Genomic DNA, 18,019 nt, shown 5'->3' with positions numbered 1-18,019 from the left:
GCATCGTTTTTGCGATTGTACTGATACTCAGTTCATGCACCTCTGTTCAAGAACTTCCCCCTCCTTTGTTCCAATCCATCAATTATCCTAATGAAAAATACTTTGTAGGCTCGGCAACTGTGCATGGTGACAACATAGGCATCGATAAGGAGAGTGCAAAAAAACAAGCACTCCTTGCTCTGGCCTCACAGATTCAAACAAAGATAACCTCATATACTACCGCCATATCATTGCACGATGATAATCATTCTTCAAATTCAATGGAAAGTTGTATATCCGAGGAACTTACCCAAGAATTTGAGGAAATCCAGTACATTGAGGAGCTTTATAGCCAAGCTACCGGACAAACAACGTATGCCATTCTCAATAAAGATGCCTGGGAAGGCCAAAAGGCAAGAAAAACCCTCGCCGCGAAACAAAAGGCTGATGAAATTCTCTCTTCACGATATCCAGACATGCAAAAGGCAGAGGAAGTAACAATTCTAAAGAACGCAAGGGAAAGTCTGCAGTCAACAATATGGGGTCCCTGCGTTGAGGGAATGATCGATGGGAAGTATAGACAGTATCTCACGGCCATAGAAACAAGGAGAGATAGCTTGATTACCCAATTGGTCCACTCTCCCTATGCTTATGTCAGCGAGGGCATCTCAAAAATATCCTTGCTCGATGCAAAACAGATTGCCAGGACCAATCTTGAAGAGGGTTTAAAAACAGAACTGATCAAAGAAAGCAGAACTTCATGGGTCCAAGCTGAAGAATTGATAGACTTGGGAAAATTCCTTGACCAGATCGATGAATATGTCAGTTTTCATTTACTCCTGCTAACTGATCAGATTTCCGTTTTTGAAGGAAAAGAATCTCAACAGGGAAATTATCAACAATTTGTGACACTTGATAAAAAAGTCTGGAAGCAGATCCAAACAGAAGAGAAGGAGACACTGAAGAAACAGGTCGAGCTCGAACTTTCTTCTATAACAGAACAGCAGAATTTCAATGAAACAATGCAATCATTCTATAGAATTCAGGACGTTCTTAGCCAATATTTTATGGGTCCATCAATCCGAGAACACGAACAGCCGGAGGAACAGAGTTACCTGCAATTGATCAGAGAAAAAATTACATCATATTTAAATGTAACTGGATTGGAAATCCAAACAGAGAAGGAAATCGAAGAAGGCCAATACCTGACAGTCAGTGTACATGCTGTCCAAAGTGGAAGAAGCCTCTCATTTATTCCTGTTGAGTTATCAATCTGCAACGCCGATGGCAATATTCTTTTTACTGATACAAAACCGCTTGATATCCAGGAATCTGTGACTTTCACATTTCTTGTGCCAAAGAAAAGCGATACGGAAAACCTCACATTGTATGCAAACCTAGTGACCTATCCTAAAATAAAAACCAAATCGTTAGTAAACATAAAAAAGGTTGGTCTCGTTGATAAATTAAGAAAAATGATATTCGGCAATAACCAATCAGCAACGTAACCAAGCAAGGCAAAATTCTGTTACTTCGAGGTGATAACAGCTCGGTATTGCAGATTGAACATACCCATAGATTCTGAAAAGTAAGCTTGCAGCGATGAGACCATCACGGCAAGCCTACTTATTATAAGACCTCTATCTCAATTTCCAGGCAAGGTCGGAAAGAAATAACTGCTGTTTCATTCCCGCTACTGTTGATTCCTTACCAATATGCACAAATTCAATCCCCATAATCTCACACCAATCTTCAAGCATCGTTGCATCCGCATCAAAACTCAGGACAGTATGGTGAGCACCTCCGGCCAGGATCCACATGTGGGCTCCGCTTATCAAATCCGGTTCAGGTCTCCACATAATACGGGCAACGGGAAGGTTGGGCATTTTATATTTGGGTTTCACCGCTTCAATATCCTGGACAATGAGTCTCAGACGACCTCCCATATCGACAAGGGAGGCCACCACGGCGTTCCCGCTATGACCTTCGAATACCAACCGGGCTGGAGGTTCTTTGCCTCCTATACCCAGTTTATGCACTTCAATTCTGGCACGATCAGCGCTAAGGGAGGGACAAACTTCAAGCATATGGGCACCTAAAGACAATTCCTTACCTTTCTCGAGGTCATAGGTATAGTCTTCCATGAATGCGGTACCACCGCCCATCCCCTCGGTCATACGCTTTATCAAGGCAGTCATTGCCGAGACTTTCCAATCCCCTTCCCCACCATAGCCATAACCCAAAGCCATCATGTTCTGGGAGGCAAGTCCAGGAAGTTGTTTCAATTCCTGCAGGTCTTCAAAGGTGTTGGTAAAGGCCATTGCCCCTTCACGATCGAGGAACCGGCGCATTGCTATCTCTTCCTTCGCCTGATAGCGGATTGAGTCAAGGTTGTCGGTAGCAAAATCATAGAGCTTTCGATACGATGCAACTTGCTCATCGACATCGCTTTCTGTCACGTTGTCTATTTCCTTGATCAAATCGCCGACACCCCAGGTATTCACTTGCCAGCCGAGTTGCATTTGCACCCCGACCTTATCCCCTTCTGTAACAGCGACATTACGCATATTGTCACCGAAACGAACAACCTTTAGGTTCTTGCTCTCGATTGCACCTATAGCTGAACGCATCCATTTCCCAAGTTCAGACTGTACATCTTCGTCTTCCCAGTAACCAACGACTATCTTACGCCCCAGACGCATCCTTGCTGCAATAAAGCCATGTTCACGGTCCCCATGAGCTGACTGGTTCAGGTTCATAAAATCCATGTCTATGCCTTGGTCAGGTATATTCCTATTGAACTGCGTGTGCAGATGGCAATAGGGCTTCTGCAATAGGTTAAGGCCATTGATCCACATTTTGGATGGGGAGAAGGTATGCATCCAGGTGATGATTCCTGCGCAGGAATCGTCATAGTTTGCTTCCTTTATCCATTTTTCGATTTCCTCAGGGGTTTTCATCGTAGCCTTATACACGACGTTACAGGGAATCTGCTTCGCAGTATTCAATCCTTCAGCAATAATGACCGCATGTTGGGCAACCTTTTCCAAGGTTTCGATTCCATAGAGGAACTGGGAACCGACTAGTAGCCAGAACTCATATTCCTTGAGAGGTTTTCTTTCCATTCTTTTTTCCTTACTACAAGGCAACCTATTCGCTGCCTAAAGTCTTTTTTACATAAGATTCCCCTGCTCTCTTGCAAACTTGAAAACAACATTCATAAAGCATTGTTTTTGTCTTTACAAGAAAAGCAGGTGAAGGTTTCTTCCATTAAAAAGCTTCTTAATTCTTTGACATACCCCAAAGAAAAACTCAGGCTTTCTTTTGTTTTGAAACCAGATCAACCGTAACTGCGCCGAGAAGCACCATTCCTTTCACGATTTTCTGAATATCGGTTGAAAGTCCAACCAAAGACATCCCGTTATTGAGAATACCCATGATCAAGGCGCCAACCACCGCCCCGATGATAGTTCCAGACCCACCGGCAATCGCAGCACCGCCGATATAACACGCAGATATTGCATCCATCTCAAAACCGTCTCCGGCCTTGGGGGTTGCAGAAGCATTTCGGGCAGAAAGCACTATACCTGCCACTCCACAAAGAAGTCCCATGTTTGCATAGACCCAGAAATAGACTTTCCGAGTGTTAATACCTGAAAGCCTTGCAGCCTTTGCATTACCACCCAAAGCATAAATCTGTCTTCCTGCAACTGTTTTTTCTGTAAGGAAATGATAAAAAGCTACCAGCACGCCCATTAAAAGCAACACATACGGAATGCCTTTATATAAAGCAAGCTTTATAAGCAGGAACCAGACTAAAAACAGAATAAGGCCAATTTTAATCAGTTCCTGCCATTCTGGAATTATGGGGAAACCATATTTCCGCTTTGTATTATTTGAATGCACCGTAGAAAGTATTATCAAGACTGATGCGGTAAGAGCTATTATCAGGCAGAGAAGGTCAAGTTGGTTCCCGAAAATTGAAACCTTGGCAGAAGGCAAGAATCCTGCACCTATCTTGGTATAGGACGGAGGTAGCGGTCCTTTTGTCTGTGCCTGTAAGATGGTGTAGGTAAAACCACGCCCTATCAACATGGTAGCAAGCGTTACGATAAACGGAGGAATACTGAGCACCGAAACAAAAAATCCGGTAAACACACCGAATAGCCCCCCGATTCCCAAGGCAAAAAGGAAACCGACAAAAACCGGAAGATGAAAGTCAACCACTGCAATTGCAGCGGAAGCACCACAAACGGCGACTACAGAACCGACACCGAGGTCGATGTTTCCCGTCAAAACACAGAGTAACATACCAACTGAGAGAATGATGATGTATCCGTTCTGCATAATGAGATTATTGATATTGGTTGGTGAGGCATTTGTCCCCCCGGTGAGAAAGAAGAACAAAAGGTAGATAGCTATCAAAGCCAACACCATTCCATATTGTTTGACGTCGATACGTCCCTTTGATTTTTTAACTGCAAGGGTTTCCATGCTTACTTTCTCCTTCGACTGTTTGCATCTCTGATAATATGAGTCATGATGGCTTCCTGGGATATTTCGTTTTTCTGCATTTCCTTGATAATGCGGCCCTCGTTGAGGATATAGATCCTATCCGATATCCCGATTACTTCAGGCATCTCTGAGGAAATGACAATTACGGCCTTCCCACTCTTGGCCAATTCGTTGATCAAAAGATAGATCTCGTGTTTAGCCCCGACATCAATACCCCTTGTAGGTTCATCCAGGATCAAAACATCCGGTGCGGTCATAATCCATTTAGCCAACACGACTTTTTGTTGGTTTCCACCTGAGAGTGTTTCGACTTTCTGGTTAATTGAATACGCTTTGACATTAATGGATTTCTTATATTTTTCCGATTCCAGGATAACGTCGTTCGAATTGACAATACCATGGTTGGAAAAGAAATATGGCAAGGCAGCCATTGTCATATTATGTTTCATGTCATCGGTAAGGACGAGCCCATATTGCTTTCGGTCCTCACTGCAATAGGCAATTTTATTGCGGATTGCATCCCCTACATTTTCAATGGACACTTGTTTGCCATGAAGCCAAATCTCCCCGGAGGTCTTTTGCCCGTAGGATTTGCCAAACAGACTCATAGCTAGTTCGGTCCTTCCAGCTCCCATGAGGCCTGCAAACCCTACTACCTCACCTGCATTGACAGTGAAATTGACATCTTCCAGTACTATCCGGTTTGCATCATCCGGATGGTAGGTAGTCCAATGCTTCACAGCAAAAACCGGCTCGCCTATTTTGCAATTTTCCCTTGCAGGGTATCGCTGGGTAAGTTCCCGTCCTACCATTGCCCTTACGATTACATCTTCTTCAAAGGCATCTCTTCCCCTCTCAAGGTTCTTTATTACTTCTCCATCGCGGATAACGGTAATGGTGTCGGCCACCTTTGTCAGTTCAGAGAGTTTATGGGATATGATGATGCTGGTAATACCCTTCTTCTTAAGGTCCAGAAGGATGGAAAGCAGGTGGTCGCTCTCCTCATCATTAAGGGATGCTGTGGGTTCATCCAAAATCAGGAGGCTTACTTTCTTGGCAAGTGCTTTTGCAATCTCGACAAGTTGTTGCTTCCCTACGCCTAAGCTATTGATAGGCTTGGAGACATCTTCATGGGGAAGTCCTACTTCCTCAAGCACTGTCTGTGCCCTTTTTCTGGTTTTCCACCAGTCAATGACGCCATGGTTGTCTGCCTGTTCATTTCCTAGAAACACATTCTCGGCAATAGAGAGATACGGGATCAAAGCCAGTTCCTGGTGAATGATTACGATACCTTGTTCCTCACTATCGCGAATCTGGTGAAATTGGCATTCTTTGCCATTATAGATTATCTGCCCAGTGTATGACTTGTAGGGGTATACCCCTGACAGGACATTCATCAGCGTAGATTTGCCTGCCCCATTTTCCCCACAAAGCGCATGGATTTCACCACGCTTTACCTGTAGGTTAACTTCGGTAAGGGCTTGGACACCGGTAAATTTCTTTGTGATGTCCTTCATTTCCAAGATCGTATCAGTCATAAATACCTTGCTCCTGATCTCATTCTCATGGTTAAGCCTGGGTTCCCATACATTGATAATGGAGGGAAAGCCATGACTACAGTACTGTGCGGATTGCACTGCAAACCGCACAGTATTTCAGATCACGTTTTTTTCCAATCAGATCTTGAGCTGGTCTTCGGTATAATACCCACCATCAACAATAATTGCCTTGTAGTTGCTCTTATCGACGGCAACCGGCTGGCAGAGATAGGAAGGTACAACAAGCTTGTTGTTATTGTACTGGGTTGTATCATTGATCTCAGGCTTTGCTCCCTTGAGCACGGCCTCGACCATAGAAGTACACTTCTGAGCCAACAAACGGGTATCTTTATAGATACTCATGGTCTGGTAGCCAGTGATGATGTTCTTGGTAGCCATCAACTCAGCATCTTGTCCTGTGACCAAAGGCCAGTCCTGACCGAGGGTATAACCGGCACCTTCGAGAGCTGAACGGAGGCCGTAAGCGAAACCGTCAAAGGCAGTACAGGCAATGTCGAGTTTCTCGTTGGCATAGAAGGCAGAAAGATAGTTTTCGGCCCACTGCTGTGCAGTTTCCTGAGACCAGCGAAGTATGCAAGTTTCTTTGAAAGAAGTTCTTCCGCTTTTACAGACCAAAACACCGTTGTCAAGATAAGGCTGCAATACTTCCATAACGCCGTTATACAAGAACAGGGCATTGTTGTCGTCAGGGGAACCCATGAAGAGTTCAAAGGTATAGGAACGGCCTTCAGCTTTTGCTGTTTTCAGTTTCTTTGTTTCTTCAATATATTGGGCAATCTTTGTCCCGACACCTTTATTATCAAATGTCGCATAATAAGAAACAGCATCGGTATCCATGAGAAGTCTGTCGTAGGCAATTACCGGAATACCGGCTTCCTTGGCCTGAGCCAAAGCATTTACCAAGGCAGAAGAGTCAACGGCGGCAACAACCAAGCAGTTTACTTGTTTTGCCACGAGATTCTCAATCTGGGAAACCTGTGCCTGTACATCGTCTTCCGCAAACTGTACGTCAACGGTATAACCAAGTGCTTCCAATTGCTTTTTCATGTTTGCAGCATCATTAATCCATCTTTCAGAGGACTGGGTAGGCATACATACACCAACAGTCATTTTACCGCTTGCAGCACTTTCTTTCGAACCATTTGCCCATACACCCGTCATTACAAGTGCGAGGACAAGCAAGAGCATTCCAATTTTCTTCATTCAAAAACCTCCATTCGTGAAATTGATATCATATGCGTTTACGTTAACGCATCGACTGCTATATTGTTAATCCTTTTATAATATCTGTCAATATTTATTTTTTATAATTCTATTACAATAGCCCATTTCTCTATGCTACTTATATTTAATTTTTGCTTTTGTTATTTCCAATTGACTCTAGACAGAATAATTGTATATGCTATACTTGCGTTATCGACACTTAAACAAATCTTTCACAGAAGGATATCCCCACAACCATGACCATTTCCGAAATTGCAAAACTTGCTAATGTTTCCATTGGGACTGTTGACCGTGTATTACATAAAAGAGGTCGAGTAGCTCCAGAGACCATAGAAAAAATTCTGGCTATCGTACACGATTACGGGTATCAACCCAATACGTATGCACGTAATCTCAAGCTAAGCAAAACCTTTCATATTGGGGTTCTCCTTCCCAAGCTCCACTCCGAGTTTGGGTACTGGAACCTGATCTATGAGGGGGTACTCAAAGCAGCAAAGGAACTTTCGCCCCTTTCGGTATCGATAGACCTGGTAGAATTCGACCGGGCAAAGCCGGAAACCTTTCTCAAGTCGGGAGAAATACTGTTCTTGAAAAACCCGGATGCAGTGCTGTTCCCTCCTGTACTACCTGAAGTCTCAAGGATATTTATCAACAACCACAAAGATGTCGATTATGCCTTTATCGATTCCCCCCTGCCTGATACAAGCCCGGTGGCATCGGTTGTGCAGAATCCGTTCCGTGGCGGCTATCTGGCTGCAAGGATGATGCATCTGCTCAACCCACAGAAAGGGACTTACCTGACAATCCAGACCCATAAATCAGCCTACAACTCCGCAGAACGTTCTCGAGGGTTCCGTTGCTTCTTCCAAGTAAAAGAAGGCTATAAAGTTGTTGAACTGGTAATGAATCTGACCGAAGGAGGCGAAGACCTCATTGAAAACGCCTATAGACAGTATTCTGATATACGGGGAATCTTTGTGGTCAATGATGCGGTGCATCGGGTGGCAAATTTCATTTCCCTCATCGGGAGAAAGAGCCAAACCGTACTGATAGGATACGACCTGATCGAACAGAACCGGAAAGCTATGCTTGAAGGCAAGGTCGACTGCCTGTTATCCCAGCGCCCCGATTTCCAAGGATATACGGCAATTTATCAACTGTATCGCAAAAATATGTTAAACCAGACCTCAGAGGTTGTAATCGACCTACCAATCGATATCATATTACCTGAGAATCTGCAGGACGAACAATCGAACTTCTTGTTCACGCATGGCTCCTGCGACAAGTGAGAATTGCAGAAAGGGATGCAAACAGGTATATTCCAAAAGGATAGTTTTTATTCAGAGTCTTAATTCACTGAACGAGGTTCCCCCAATGAAGAAAAAATCCTTTTTTACCTGTGTCAGTACCCTACTTTTCCTCATTGCCCTTACTACCGGGACATTCACTTCATGTGCTTTTTACAAACCCTTGGAAGAACCCTTTTACCAAAAGACACTTTTTACCCTAACCGAAAAAACAGGGGATTGGATCACTGTCAAACCGTTGGCGTACGAGGGGATGCAGAAGAAACACGGAATAGTATTTTACCCGGGTGCTTTGGTAGAACCTGAAGCATATATGCCCCTTGCCCAAGAGATAGCCTACGAAGCACAGGTACTTGTTGTCATTGTACCAATGCCCTTCGATCTTGCAGTCCTAGCCCCCCAAAGAGGAGCCAAGGTACCTGAGGCATTTCCCAACGTAACAACCTGGTTTGCAGCGGGCCATTCCCTCGGGGGTGCCATGGCAGCTACGCTCGTGGAAAAACACCAGCAGGTTTTCTCCGGCCTTATCCTTCTTGCTGCCTACCCTGCCAAAAGCAATGACCTCTCTTTATCCAGACTCCCTGTACTGTCTCTCTCTGCCCAGTTCGACTTGTTGGCAACAGATGAAAAGATTGAAAAGGCTCAAAGCCTTCTTCCCGCAGATACCAGATATGTTACTATCGTGGGAGGAAACCATGCCCAATTCGGTAATTACGGAAAACAGAAAGGTGACGGGACAGCCTTGATAGAACCAGAAGAACAATGGGAATTTACCGCAAATGAAATCACAGAATTTTTACGTGAGCTATAGGATTCGCTGATCCTTTGCAATTCAGAATCCAACGCATTGCAAAAACCTGTTTCCATTCTCTGCACCTACCGATAAAGTCGAAGGAGCCTAGATCCTGACTCTCTACCGTATAGAAAAGAACCTATAAAAAGTGTGATCGGGTATCGTCTGCAACTGAAAGGTTCTGCGGAAAACCTGTTGGATTCGGTATTTATTTCCGTTTCTCTTTGATTGTCGCAAACACCCTCTGCAATACGTTAAAGAAACACGGCAAGGCAGACAATACGATTTTATTCCACCAGGAAGATACCGTACCGTTGCAGCGGATATAGGTTTCTAGAGAAGCCTTGATCAACACACCAAAAAAAGTACCGATAACTGTCCCTCCCCCGAGGCTATGCCCTCCAAGTGCGACGGCTAAGATGGCGTCCAGCTCCATATTCAACCCGATATTGTTTGCATCACTGGAATAGATGCCATTACCTAGGAAAAGGCATTGTTGAGTTTACCCTTTCAGGCGTCGGGAAACCTTCAGCCAGAACTGAGTTACCATCTGACAAAATCACCCTTATCTGCACTGCCATCAATAGTGGGGAAAGCGACTGATATGTGAATTTGATTCTTTCAAGTCCAAATCAAGGCAAAAGAATCATAGCCTGCCATTACCCCAATATAGTCTCAACGATTTTCCTGTCGCTGGGAGCAAAGTCCAAGGTTCCCAATTCGTCCTTATCGACCCATTTAAACGTCGTATGTACCAAAAGGGGAAGGTCCTCAAAGTCGTTGGCGGTGATAAGGTAGGCTTTAAGATGATAGAGGGTCCCTTTATTTACGAAGTCATGGGAATGGATCAACGCCCCGACCTTTACCTCAAGTCCCAGTTCTTCCTGGTATTCCCTGTTGAGGGTTTCTTCTTCGGTTTCGCCCCACCTGTTCTTACCCCCAGGAAATTCCCATAACCCTCCGATAGAGCCGCCTTTGTCACGTTTTGCCACAAAGTACTTCTGATCCTTCACCAACACCCCGGCAGTAGTAATTCTTTCTGCTGAATATTCTTCCATATACCTTTACCCTTATAGCAACACCGAAACCGGTACTAAAAAATGCAAACATGCGACACAAACCGTCAGATACCCGAATACTCTTTTATTTCTCTCAAAATACTGGCCCGTTGCCTCCAATACAGAATTCTCGTCCTCACCTGAGGTAGAATTCACTACTTTGAAAGCCTGGGAAACATACCAGAGGGTAAGGCCCAGGACATTCACCATCGGGATAAGGTCCCCAAGAAAGACAGGGCCAGGATCTACAGGGAAAAAACAAAGTGCAACTGCAAGCAGGATTCCCGATAGCACAAGGAACCGTCTGAACCTTTTAGAATTCCTAAAATAATACCGGAGGGAAAGAAGCAAAGGAAATTGCACCCCATAGGAATCACTCAAAAGAAATCCCGAACCAAGGAGGAGATAGATTATACAGAGGGAATAAACCTGAATCACTGCTCCATCTCCCCGACGGCTTTGCCTATAAATCCCAAAAGCGTCTCACTGTCATAATAGCCAAGCTCTTCATGGGCCAAACGGCCAGCATTCTGATGAATCGCAGAGCCAATGACTGCTGTTTGCGCCAATTCGATACCGTTGCCGAGTAAAGCTGCAATTATGCCAGAGAGAATATCACCGCTTCCGGCTACCCCCAAGGAAGGATTCAACCCTTCCATCACAATAAGCTGGTCAGCCGCCCCTGCGATATGGACCAAGGAACTTTTCATAATAAGAATCGCATCAAGCTCCCTTGACAATTTTCTGGTCATGGAAAAAAAGGCTTCAGGAGTATCCTGTTTCCCCAAAGAAAGGGCTTGGTCTCCAAACACGGAAAAAGCCAATTCCCGTAACTCTCCAAGGTGTGGAGTGAGGAGAAGTGGCCCATGGGGTGGTCTTTTTTTATCTTTCAGTAGATTGGCATAGGCCTTGATCCCATCGGCATCAAGAACCATCGGTTTCTTGGTCAAGAAAAGCTTCTCAAGCAGGGATTCCCTCCCTTTTCCCCAACCAGGTCCTACCAAAAGAGCATTGAATGGGGAGAAATCATCATTTTCTGACAGTGTTTTAACCATTACAGAGGGACTTTCAGTAGCAGCCAGTTGAAAAACCTCTTGGTCGCAGAACAGGGTAACCAACCCTGCACGGGAGGAAAAAGCTGCCCGGGCAGAAAGCCGTACTGCCCCGGTATAGGATTTGCTTCCTCCGATGATAGCCACATGGCCACGGCTATTCTTGAACGCAGCGGAGGAAAGAGCATGCATCTTTACTTCTTTTGGATCTATCAGTTTGCCTTCAGCTTGGACATTCTCCAATAGCCTGGCAGGAAAAGAAGGATTGAGAATTTCAATTTGCCCACAGTCGTTTCTTGACAAGGGATGGTAAAATGCTGCTTTGGAAAGTCCGAGTGTACAGGTACGGTCTGCAAGGAAATGGATTTCATCAGGTGAAATCATATCACCGAGCCCTGAAGGGATATCAATTGCCACCCGCAGCGCCTTGCTTTTGTTCGCCAAGGCTACCAACGTTTTGGAGATTCCTTGCAAAGGGCCTTTCAACCCCGTCCCGGCTATTCCATCGAATACGACCCCTGCATCCAGAAGAGCTCTGGTGACTTGGGGGGAAATCTCATCGCCAAGCATTATGGAAGGAAGTCCATACGCCTGTATAATTTCGCGCTGCACTGCACAGGAGGGAGAAATATGGTTACCGATAAGGATGCAGACCTGGTTTACATACCCTTGATCGAAGGCTAGGCGTGCAACGACAAGGGCATCCCCTCCGTTATTGCCGCCGCCACAGAGAAACACGAGATGCTGCTCTTTGTGAATCTCAGCTGCAAGAGAAGCCCAAATCTTGAAACCAGCGGTTTCCATGAGAGAAAGGCCCGGTATTTTGTACTGTAACTGGGCATCGCTGTCGATAGTTGCCATTGCTGCGGATGATACAAGCTGATCCATGCCAATACTGTACAGCAGGTTGCCTAAGGGGTCAACAGAACACAGCTTGACAGATTTTATGATTCTGTTTAGTCTGAAGAAGTCCTGGGGTGGCCCATAAAGCCTGAGATTACACCCGTTAACCTGATCTGGATAATACCAGCGGAGGGAGACACGCCAATTCTCAATTCTAATAATTCCCCATGGCAGAATACCAATATGGAGGTGCTTTTATGAATAAGCATCATTTCGTTTGTGCCGTTCTAGCCATTTCCCTGCTTCCTGTGTTTCTTTTTGCACAGGGTGCCAAGGAAACTCCCTCTTTTCAAGCGGAAAGGGAAATCACCGTATACGCCTATGACGCATTCTGTGGCGACTGGGGCCCTGGTCCCACCATCGTCCCCGAGTTCGAAGCAAAAACCGGTATCAAGGTCAACCTTGTAAGCGCCGGGGATGCTATCGAAATGCTTACCAAGGCAAAGAGCGAAATGGGCAACCCTGTCGCTGATGTCATCGTTGGTATCAGCAATGACATGGCTTCAAAGGCCTTTGCGTCGAACCTGTTTGAAAGCTATGACAGCCCAGTCCTTGCTACAATTCCCTCTTTCTTGCAATTCGATGCTTCAAAAAGGTTGCTACCCTTCGACTACGGTAACTTCTCCTTTATCGTAGACACCGAGAAAATGGCAAAAGAGGATATACCTACCAGTTTGAGCCAGCTTACCGACCCAAAATACAAAGACAAGGTTTTGCTCATCGACCCCCGCACTTCCTCGGCAGGTCTCGGGCTGCTGCTATGGACCATCGAGGTCTATGGGGAAGACGGATATCTTTCCTGGTGGAAAGCAATGAAAGACAATGCATTGACTATCGCTGAAGGTTGGTCCAGTGCCTATGGGCTTTTCACCGAAGGCGAAGCCCCGCTTGTACTCAGCTATACCACCAGCCCTGTCTATCATGTAACCTACGAGAATACCACCCGTTACCAGACAGTCCTGTTCTCCGAAGGTCACAGCACCACAATCGAAGGTGTCGGCCTGGTGGCGTCTTCCAAAAACAAAGCCGATGCCAAGCTCTTCATTGACTTCTTGCTATCGGACGCACAACTGGAAATAGCTAATGCCAATTCCATGTACCCGGTCAATAGCTCGATTGTACTCCCAAAAGCTTTCGATTGGGCCCCAAAACCGGAGAAGAACCTCTCCATCGGCTCACAGGCTATTGAAAAAAACCTTGATAGATGGCTTACTGAATGGACGCAGGTAATGAGCAAATGACAAAACAGGGCAAAAAAGAATTCCAAGGGCTATATAGGGCAATGCCAATTCCTGGCTCTGCCATACTGCTCTTGTTGTTTCTAATTCCACTCTGTTTTACTCTTTCAGGCGCCTTCCTCAAGGAAGGTGCCTTCACCTTTTCCCGTATCGTTAAGACCTTTACCAGTGCCTATACGATTCGTATTATGCTCTTCACCTTGTTTCAGGCAACAATAAGCACGCTTGCCTCCCTACTGTTCGGGCTTCCCGGTGCATATCTGCTGGCAAACTACTCGTTTAGGGGAAAGCGGATGGTAAAGGCTATCAGTACCGTACCGTTTGTCATCCCCTCGATTCTAGTTGTTCTCGGGTTTGTCATTTTCTTCGGTAATAACGGGTTTCTCAACCGTGCCCTCATGGCAGTGTTCAACCTGAAGGAACCTCCCTTGAAAATTCTCTATTCCTTCTCTGCAATTATACTTGCCCATACGTTTTTCAACTTCCCCATCATCATGAATCTGGTTTCATCCTACTGGGAACACATGGACATGCACTGCGAGATGGCTGCCTGGACTTTGGGGGCAGGCAAGGCAAAAACATTTAGGACTATTACATTGCCCAGGCTCTTGCCTGCAATCCTATCCTCGGCCAGTTTGGTTTTCCTTTTCTGTTTCAATAGCTTCGCCATCATCATGGTCTTGGGCGGAGGGCCCCAATTCACTACCATGGAAGTAGAAATCTATCGGCTGGCCCGTATGTCGATGGACACTGGAGCTGCCGCGGCGATGGCGCTTTTCTCGATTGTGGTCACCTCGGTTATCCTCATCTGGTACAATGCCACCCAGAAATCCCTGGCTAAGGCAGAATCCTATACTACGACGCACCGAATTTTGGAAAAGAAACCTGCCACCCTGCTCGGAAAAGTTTTGGCTGTTCTCTATTCCCTTTTCAGCCTGGTCTTTGTTTTGGGTCCTATCGTTTCCATTCTGGTCCGATCATTCATGTCCTCCGCAACACGGTCCGGGGCCGAAAGTTTTTCCTTGAAATGGTACCGTCAGCTGTTTGCAATCGAACGGGGAACCGGTCATATGGGATCTGCACTCGAGGCACTTCAAAACAGCCTTGGCATCGCAACTGTCGTTGCTTTGGTTACCGTCCCTGTTGCACTGACTCTCTCTACTGCTATCAGGAGGAAGAGCAAACTCTCATCGACTTTGGAATTGTTCGGCATGCTTCCCATGACGGTCAGTTCCGTAATTATCGGGCTTGGCTATTATATTATCTCTAGCCATATCAAGGGCGGTAATGGAATCGGTTATACACTGGTCGTACTTGCCCATATGGTCATTGCCATCCCCTTCGCTTTACGTACTATTCTTCCTGAATATAGGAAAATCCCCAACTCCTATATGCAAAGCGCACTTACTTTGGGGGCAAGTCCGATGAAGACATTTTTCAGCATTGAGGTACCCCTTCTCAAGGGGGCGATGCTTACCGGGGGAATTTTTGCCTTTGCCTTGAGCATGGGAGAAATAAATGCCACGCTAACCTTGGCAAACAGCTCAATTGTCACGTTACCTATTGTGATGTACCGCTTGATAGGTTCCTACAATTACCAGGGAGCTTGCGCTTTGGGTTCTGTGCTTATCCTTGTTTGTGCTATAGTGTTTTCCATCAGCGAACTGGCAAAAGGGGATGGCAATGGACGGTAGTGGTCTTTTCTGCTCTTTGAAGGCATCATATCCGGATTTCAAGCTTGATGTTTCTTTCTCAATCGAGGAAGGGGAATTGGTGTGCATCATCGGCCCCTCAGGTTGCGGGAAGAGTACAACGCTCCAGTTGATTACCGGTCTCATACAAATCGATGAGGGGTCGGTGCTTCTCAATGGGACTGACATTACCCAGGCAGCGGTAAACCAACGGGAAATTGCGATGGTTTTCCAAGACTATGCATTGTTCCCACATATGAGCGTTGAGCAGAATATTTCCTACCCGATGAAACTGAGAAAAATCAAGAAAATGGAAAGAAGGGAAAAGACTGCTGCCTTGCTCAATCTGGTTGCCCTCTCTGCGTACCAGAAAAGAAAACCCCAGGAACTTTCTGGAGGGGAACGGCAGAGGGTTGCCCTTGCAAGGGCCTTGGCTTCCCAGCCAAAGCTTTTATTACTCGACGAACCGCTTTCCGCACTCGATGCAAAATTGCGGAAGCACCTCCGCGATGAGATCAGGAGAATCCATGATGAGACGGGGGTGACAACCCTCTATGTAACCCATGACCAGGAAGAGGCCATGGCGATTGCAGACAGGATAATCGTGATGAGCGAAGGAAAAATCGAACAGATGGGAAGCGGAGAGGAGATTTATCGAAATCCTTCCTCTTTGTTTGTTGCAACCTTTATGGGGGAAGGCAATCTTTTGCCCTATGGTGTGCTCGCAAAATGCATGCCAGAATACAAAGTATCGGGGGAAGAGACTACCGACCAAGATGAAAGCAGCCAATTGCTTTTCTTCCGGCCTGAGAATGTACTGGTCCAAGATGACGAGTCTTTGCCTTTGCCTGCATTCCTCCCCCACCTTGCGTTTAGCGATGCAATAGTGGGGAACTGCGAGTTTTCCGGCACCCATTACCGACTTTCCTGCCTTTGGGAAGGGCACACTATCAAAGTGAATACCCAAAGGAAACCAAGGGGTACCCATGTACGGCTTGGGATAATAAATGCTGATATCAAAGTATTTATGCAGGGAAAGAACGTAGGAAACCTAAGTACCAAGGTTGGGGAATAGAATTTTTCTGGTAAAACGGTATACTGGGAAAATGAAGAGTAAAAGAGTTTTCGCCTTACTACTGGTTACTTTGATGGTTTCTCCACTCTTTGCGAAAGTGGGATATACGTATGCACTCGGAGTTACCAATTCCTACTATATGTCTGTCCCGCATTTTGAAGATGAGCTGCCTTTCCGGTCAAGCTATGCCTATGGCATTTCCGTAAGTCCCATTGGGTTCTCATTCGGTGAGGGAAATGCAAGTCTTGATGTCAAAATCCTACATGTCGGCGACTCAATAGTGTTTGGGAATTATATTGCCCGCGGTTTTTGGGAATTAGGTATGGCATTACGCCTTTCCTATCAATTGAACCCAAAATTCGGCATATTTTTAGACGGTGGAACTGAAATAAATTACTATGACAAGATTGAGGAAGCCTTCGCCTCCTTTACAATTGGGGTGGGCCCTCAGTTTACCCTTGTAGAGAATCCACGCTACCATCTGGACTTGACCCTTCCCGTTACTGTACATCTACGAAAAGAAATTACAGCCCCTACGGTAGGAATTGGGTTACGCTATAGCTATTTCCCACTCGGATCCAAGGACAAGGAGGAAGTACTATGAAAAAACGATACATCCTCTTGCTGTTGCTTCCCCTGCTTTTATTCACAAGCTGTGAGTTCTTCACTGACGAACCAAGTAAGGGGAATGTTCATGTTGTCTCAGTTGGATTAAATTATCATGGAACTAATGCCAACTATCTTCAGGGAACCCTTAATGATGCACGCGAACTCCAAGAAGTGCTAAAAAAAGTCAGTTCCAATATAGAGAGGAATGGTACTTTTAGCTTATTGATCCAAGATGGGGGAGTCCTTATTTCTGAGGAAACTTATTATAAAAGAGCACAATACGACTATGACTCTATAAGTGATGTTGATTTACCGACAAAATCAAAAATCATCGAAATACTTTCAGAATTGAAAGACGTAAATGATAATGATCTTACCATTTTCACCTATAGCGGTCATGGGGATGATGAGGGGGCCCTAATCGTTGCCCCTCCGAGGGCTGATGGTTCCATATTCGATGGTTCATCGAATATTTATGATGATTGCCGTTTCACTGTGAAAGAATTGCTTGATGCAATGGAGAAGATTCCAGGTAAGAAACTCTTGCTTATAGATAGTTGCTACAGTGGTCAACATGTAGCGGAAAGTTCCACTTCTCTCAGTACCGTTTATTCAGATTATAATTTTTATGCAAAATTCTTCTCTGATGAATCCTATGATTTGTCGAATCTGTATGTCTTGAGTGCAAGTGCAAATAACACAAAATCGTATGAAGACTATTTTGATGAGGCCGACCATAACCATGGGTATTTCACCTATGCACTCTTGGATGCATTGGGCTGGCCCAGGTCACACAATACTGACCTATCCTCGGTTATTATCGACGGCATACCTCCTGCTGCAAGAAATTCAGTTGTTACTGTCGACAGCCTGTATGCATACGTTTTGAAACATCAATTGATTTCATCAAATAAACTTTACCTCTCCCACCAGCACCCCATGACTAACGGCGGTGCAATGGATATGGTCCTGTTCAATTTCTGATCTGAAGTGATTACTCCCCTTCCCTGCCTTTC

16 protein-coding genes are annotated in these 18,019 nt (G+C 45.4%); 8 read left to right on the top strand and 8 right to left on the bottom strand.

Annotation, left to right across the window (positions count from 1 at the left end):
- The first annotated feature begins 260 nt into the window (after positions 1-260).
- Positions 261-1,487, top strand: coding sequence for a hypothetical protein (locus SPIGRAPES_RS15245; RefSeq protein ID WP_155816780.1), 1,227 nt, complete (start codon positions 261-263; stop codon positions 1,485-1,487).
- Between the two features lie 132 nt (positions 1,488-1,619).
- On the opposite strand, the gene araA is transcribed toward SPIGRAPES_RS15245, so the two are convergent.
- The 4 genes from araA to SPIGRAPES_RS15225 all read right to left on the bottom strand — a co-directional run bounded on the left by araA (position 1,620) and on the right by SPIGRAPES_RS15225 (position 7,256).
- Positions 1,620-3,104 carry an L-arabinose isomerase gene (gene araA, locus SPIGRAPES_RS15240; RefSeq protein WP_014271650.1) on the bottom strand — a complete coding sequence of 495 codons (1,485 nt, stop codon included), beginning with the start codon at positions 3,102-3,104 and terminating at the stop codon, positions 1,620-1,622.
- A 187-nt stretch (positions 3,105-3,291) separates the two neighbouring features.
- Entirely contained in the window at positions 3,292-4,473 is a 1,182-nt protein-coding gene (gene mmsB, locus SPIGRAPES_RS15235; protein ID WP_014271649.1) for a multiple monosaccharide ABC transporter permease, read from the bottom strand.
- Between the two features lie 2 nt (positions 4,474-4,475).
- A complete protein-coding gene (locus tag SPIGRAPES_RS15230) occupies positions 4,476-6,032 on the bottom strand; it encodes a sugar ABC transporter ATP-binding protein (protein WP_014271648.1) in 1,557 nt (518 codons plus the stop codon).
- A gap of 138 nt (positions 6,033-6,170) precedes the next feature.
- Positions 6,171-7,256 carry a substrate-binding domain-containing protein gene (locus tag SPIGRAPES_RS15225; protein ID WP_014271647.1) on the bottom strand — a complete coding sequence of 362 codons (1,086 nt, stop codon included), beginning with the start codon at positions 7,254-7,256 and terminating at the stop codon, positions 6,171-6,173.
- 257 nt (positions 7,257-7,513) lie between these two features.
- Between SPIGRAPES_RS15225 and SPIGRAPES_RS15220 the strand changes: the two genes are divergently transcribed.
- Positions 7,514-8,566 carry a LacI family DNA-binding transcriptional regulator gene (locus SPIGRAPES_RS15220; RefSeq protein ID WP_014271646.1) on the top strand — a complete coding sequence of 351 codons (1,053 nt, stop codon included), beginning with the start codon at positions 7,514-7,516 and terminating at the stop codon, positions 8,564-8,566.
- Between the two features lie 85 nt (positions 8,567-8,651).
- Positions 8,652-9,395, top strand: a complete 744-nt coding sequence (locus SPIGRAPES_RS16725; protein WP_014271645.1) for an alpha/beta hydrolase — start codon at positions 8,652-8,654, stop codon at positions 9,393-9,395.
- A 190-nt stretch (positions 9,396-9,585) separates the two neighbouring features.
- On the opposite strand, the gene SPIGRAPES_RS15210 is transcribed toward SPIGRAPES_RS16725, so the two are convergent.
- The 4 genes from SPIGRAPES_RS15210 to SPIGRAPES_RS15195 all read right to left on the bottom strand — a co-directional run bounded on the left by SPIGRAPES_RS15210 (position 9,586) and on the right by SPIGRAPES_RS15195 (position 12,375).
- Complete coding sequence (locus tag SPIGRAPES_RS15210; protein WP_041384736.1) at positions 9,586-9,813, bottom strand: ABC transporter permease family protein; 228 nt, start codon at positions 9,811-9,813, stop codon at positions 9,586-9,588.
- Between the two features lie 223 nt (positions 9,814-10,036).
- Positions 10,037-10,435 carry a (deoxy)nucleoside triphosphate pyrophosphohydrolase gene (locus SPIGRAPES_RS15205; RefSeq protein WP_014271644.1) on the bottom strand — a complete coding sequence of 133 codons (399 nt, stop codon included), beginning with the start codon at positions 10,433-10,435 and terminating at the stop codon, positions 10,037-10,039.
- A gap of 12 nt (positions 10,436-10,447) precedes the next feature.
- Positions 10,448-10,873 (bottom strand): hypothetical protein, encoded by a 426-nt coding sequence (locus SPIGRAPES_RS15200; protein ID WP_014271643.1) that lies wholly within the window; start codon positions 10,871-10,873, stop codon positions 10,448-10,450.
- Entirely contained in the window at positions 10,870-12,375 is a 1,506-nt protein-coding gene (locus tag SPIGRAPES_RS15195; RefSeq protein ID WP_014271642.1) for a bifunctional ADP-dependent NAD(P)H-hydrate dehydratase/NAD(P)H-hydrate epimerase, read from the bottom strand. The genes SPIGRAPES_RS15200 and SPIGRAPES_RS15195 overlap by 4 nt, the downstream gene beginning before the upstream one ends.
- A gap of 212 nt (positions 12,376-12,587) precedes the next feature.
- On the opposite strand from SPIGRAPES_RS15195, the gene SPIGRAPES_RS15190 reads away from it, so the two are divergent.
- From SPIGRAPES_RS15190 to SPIGRAPES_RS15170, 5 genes are read left to right on the top strand one after another with little or no spacing between them, the layout of a single operon-like run.
- Positions 12,588-13,631 carry a thiamine ABC transporter substrate-binding protein gene (locus tag SPIGRAPES_RS15190; protein WP_014271641.1) on the top strand — a complete coding sequence of 348 codons (1,044 nt, stop codon included), beginning with the start codon at positions 12,588-12,590 and terminating at the stop codon, positions 13,629-13,631.
- Positions 13,628-15,322 (top strand): ABC transporter permease, encoded by a 1,695-nt coding sequence (locus SPIGRAPES_RS15185; protein WP_014271640.1) that lies wholly within the window; start codon positions 13,628-13,630, stop codon positions 15,320-15,322. Before SPIGRAPES_RS15190 ends, SPIGRAPES_RS15185 begins: the two co-directional genes overlap by 4 nt.
- The gene (locus SPIGRAPES_RS15180) at positions 15,312-16,394 is read left to right on the top strand and encodes an ABC transporter ATP-binding protein (RefSeq protein ID WP_014271639.1); all 1,083 of its coding nucleotides are present in this window, start codon (positions 15,312-15,314) and stop codon (positions 16,392-16,394) included. Before SPIGRAPES_RS15185 ends, SPIGRAPES_RS15180 begins: the two co-directional genes overlap by 11 nt.
- A gap of 31 nt (positions 16,395-16,425) precedes the next feature.
- Positions 16,426-16,998 carry a hypothetical protein gene (locus SPIGRAPES_RS15175; RefSeq protein WP_014271638.1) on the top strand — a complete coding sequence of 191 codons (573 nt, stop codon included), beginning with the start codon at positions 16,426-16,428 and terminating at the stop codon, positions 16,996-16,998.
- Entirely contained in the window at positions 16,995-17,987 is a 993-nt protein-coding gene (locus SPIGRAPES_RS15170; protein ID WP_014271637.1) for a caspase family protein, read from the top strand. The genes SPIGRAPES_RS15175 and SPIGRAPES_RS15170 overlap by 4 nt, the downstream gene beginning before the upstream one ends.
- Positions 17,988-18,019 lie beyond the last annotated feature (32 nt).

Origin of the sequence: Sphaerochaeta pleomorpha str. Grapes (assembly GCF_000236685.1) — a bacterium.
Taxonomy (GTDB): Bacteria; Spirochaetota; Spirochaetia; order Sphaerochaetales; family Sphaerochaetaceae; genus Sphaerochaeta; species Sphaerochaeta pleomorpha.
The sequence above is the reverse complement of the archived record's forward strand: the minus strand, read 5'-3'. Positions and strand labels throughout refer to the sequence as shown.

Coding starts and splice junctions, on each gene's coding strand:
- SPIGRAPES_RS15190 (WP_014271641.1), top strand. CDS start 12,588: ATGAATAAGCATCATTTCGTTTGTGCCGTTCTAGCCATTTCCCTGCTT.
- SPIGRAPES_RS15175 (WP_014271638.1), top strand. CDS start 16,426: ATGAAGAGTAAAAGAGTTTTCGCCTTACTACTGGTTACTTTGATGGTT.
- araA (WP_014271650.1), bottom strand. CDS start 3,104: ATGGAAAGAAAACCTCTCAAGGAATATGAGTTCTGGCTACTAGTCGGT.
- SPIGRAPES_RS15205 (WP_014271644.1), bottom strand. CDS start 10,435: ATGGAAGAATATTCAGCAGAAAGAATTACTACTGCCGGGGTGTTGGTG.
- SPIGRAPES_RS15185 (WP_014271640.1), top strand. CDS start 13,628: ATGACAAAACAGGGCAAAAAAGAATTCCAAGGGCTATATAGGGCAATG.
- mmsB (WP_014271649.1), bottom strand. CDS start 4,473: ATGGAAACCCTTGCAGTTAAAAAATCAAAGGGACGTATCGACGTCAAA.
- SPIGRAPES_RS15180 (WP_014271639.1), top strand. CDS start 15,312: ATGGACGGTAGTGGTCTTTTCTGCTCTTTGAAGGCATCATATCCGGAT.
- SPIGRAPES_RS15245 (WP_155816780.1), top strand. CDS start 261: ATGGAAAGTTGTATATCCGAGGAACTTACCCAAGAATTTGAGGAAATC.
- SPIGRAPES_RS15170 (WP_014271637.1), top strand. CDS start 16,995: ATGAAAAAACGATACATCCTCTTGCTGTTGCTTCCCCTGCTTTTATTC.
- SPIGRAPES_RS15195 (WP_014271642.1), bottom strand. CDS start 12,375: ATGGATCAGCTTGTATCATCCGCAGCAATGGCAACTATCGACAGCGAT.
- SPIGRAPES_RS15225 (WP_014271647.1), bottom strand. CDS start 7,256: ATGAAGAAAATTGGAATGCTCTTGCTTGTCCTCGCACTTGTAATGACG.
- SPIGRAPES_RS16725 (WP_014271645.1), top strand. CDS start 8,652: ATGAAGAAAAAATCCTTTTTTACCTGTGTCAGTACCCTACTTTTCCTC.
- SPIGRAPES_RS15230 (WP_014271648.1), bottom strand. CDS start 6,032: ATGACTGATACGATCTTGGAAATGAAGGACATCACAAAGAAATTTACC.
- SPIGRAPES_RS15210 (WP_041384736.1), bottom strand. CDS start 9,813: ATGGAGCTGGACGCCATCTTAGCCGTCGCACTTGGAGGGCATAGCCTC.
- SPIGRAPES_RS15220 (WP_014271646.1), top strand. CDS start 7,514: ATGACCATTTCCGAAATTGCAAAACTTGCTAATGTTTCCATTGGGACT.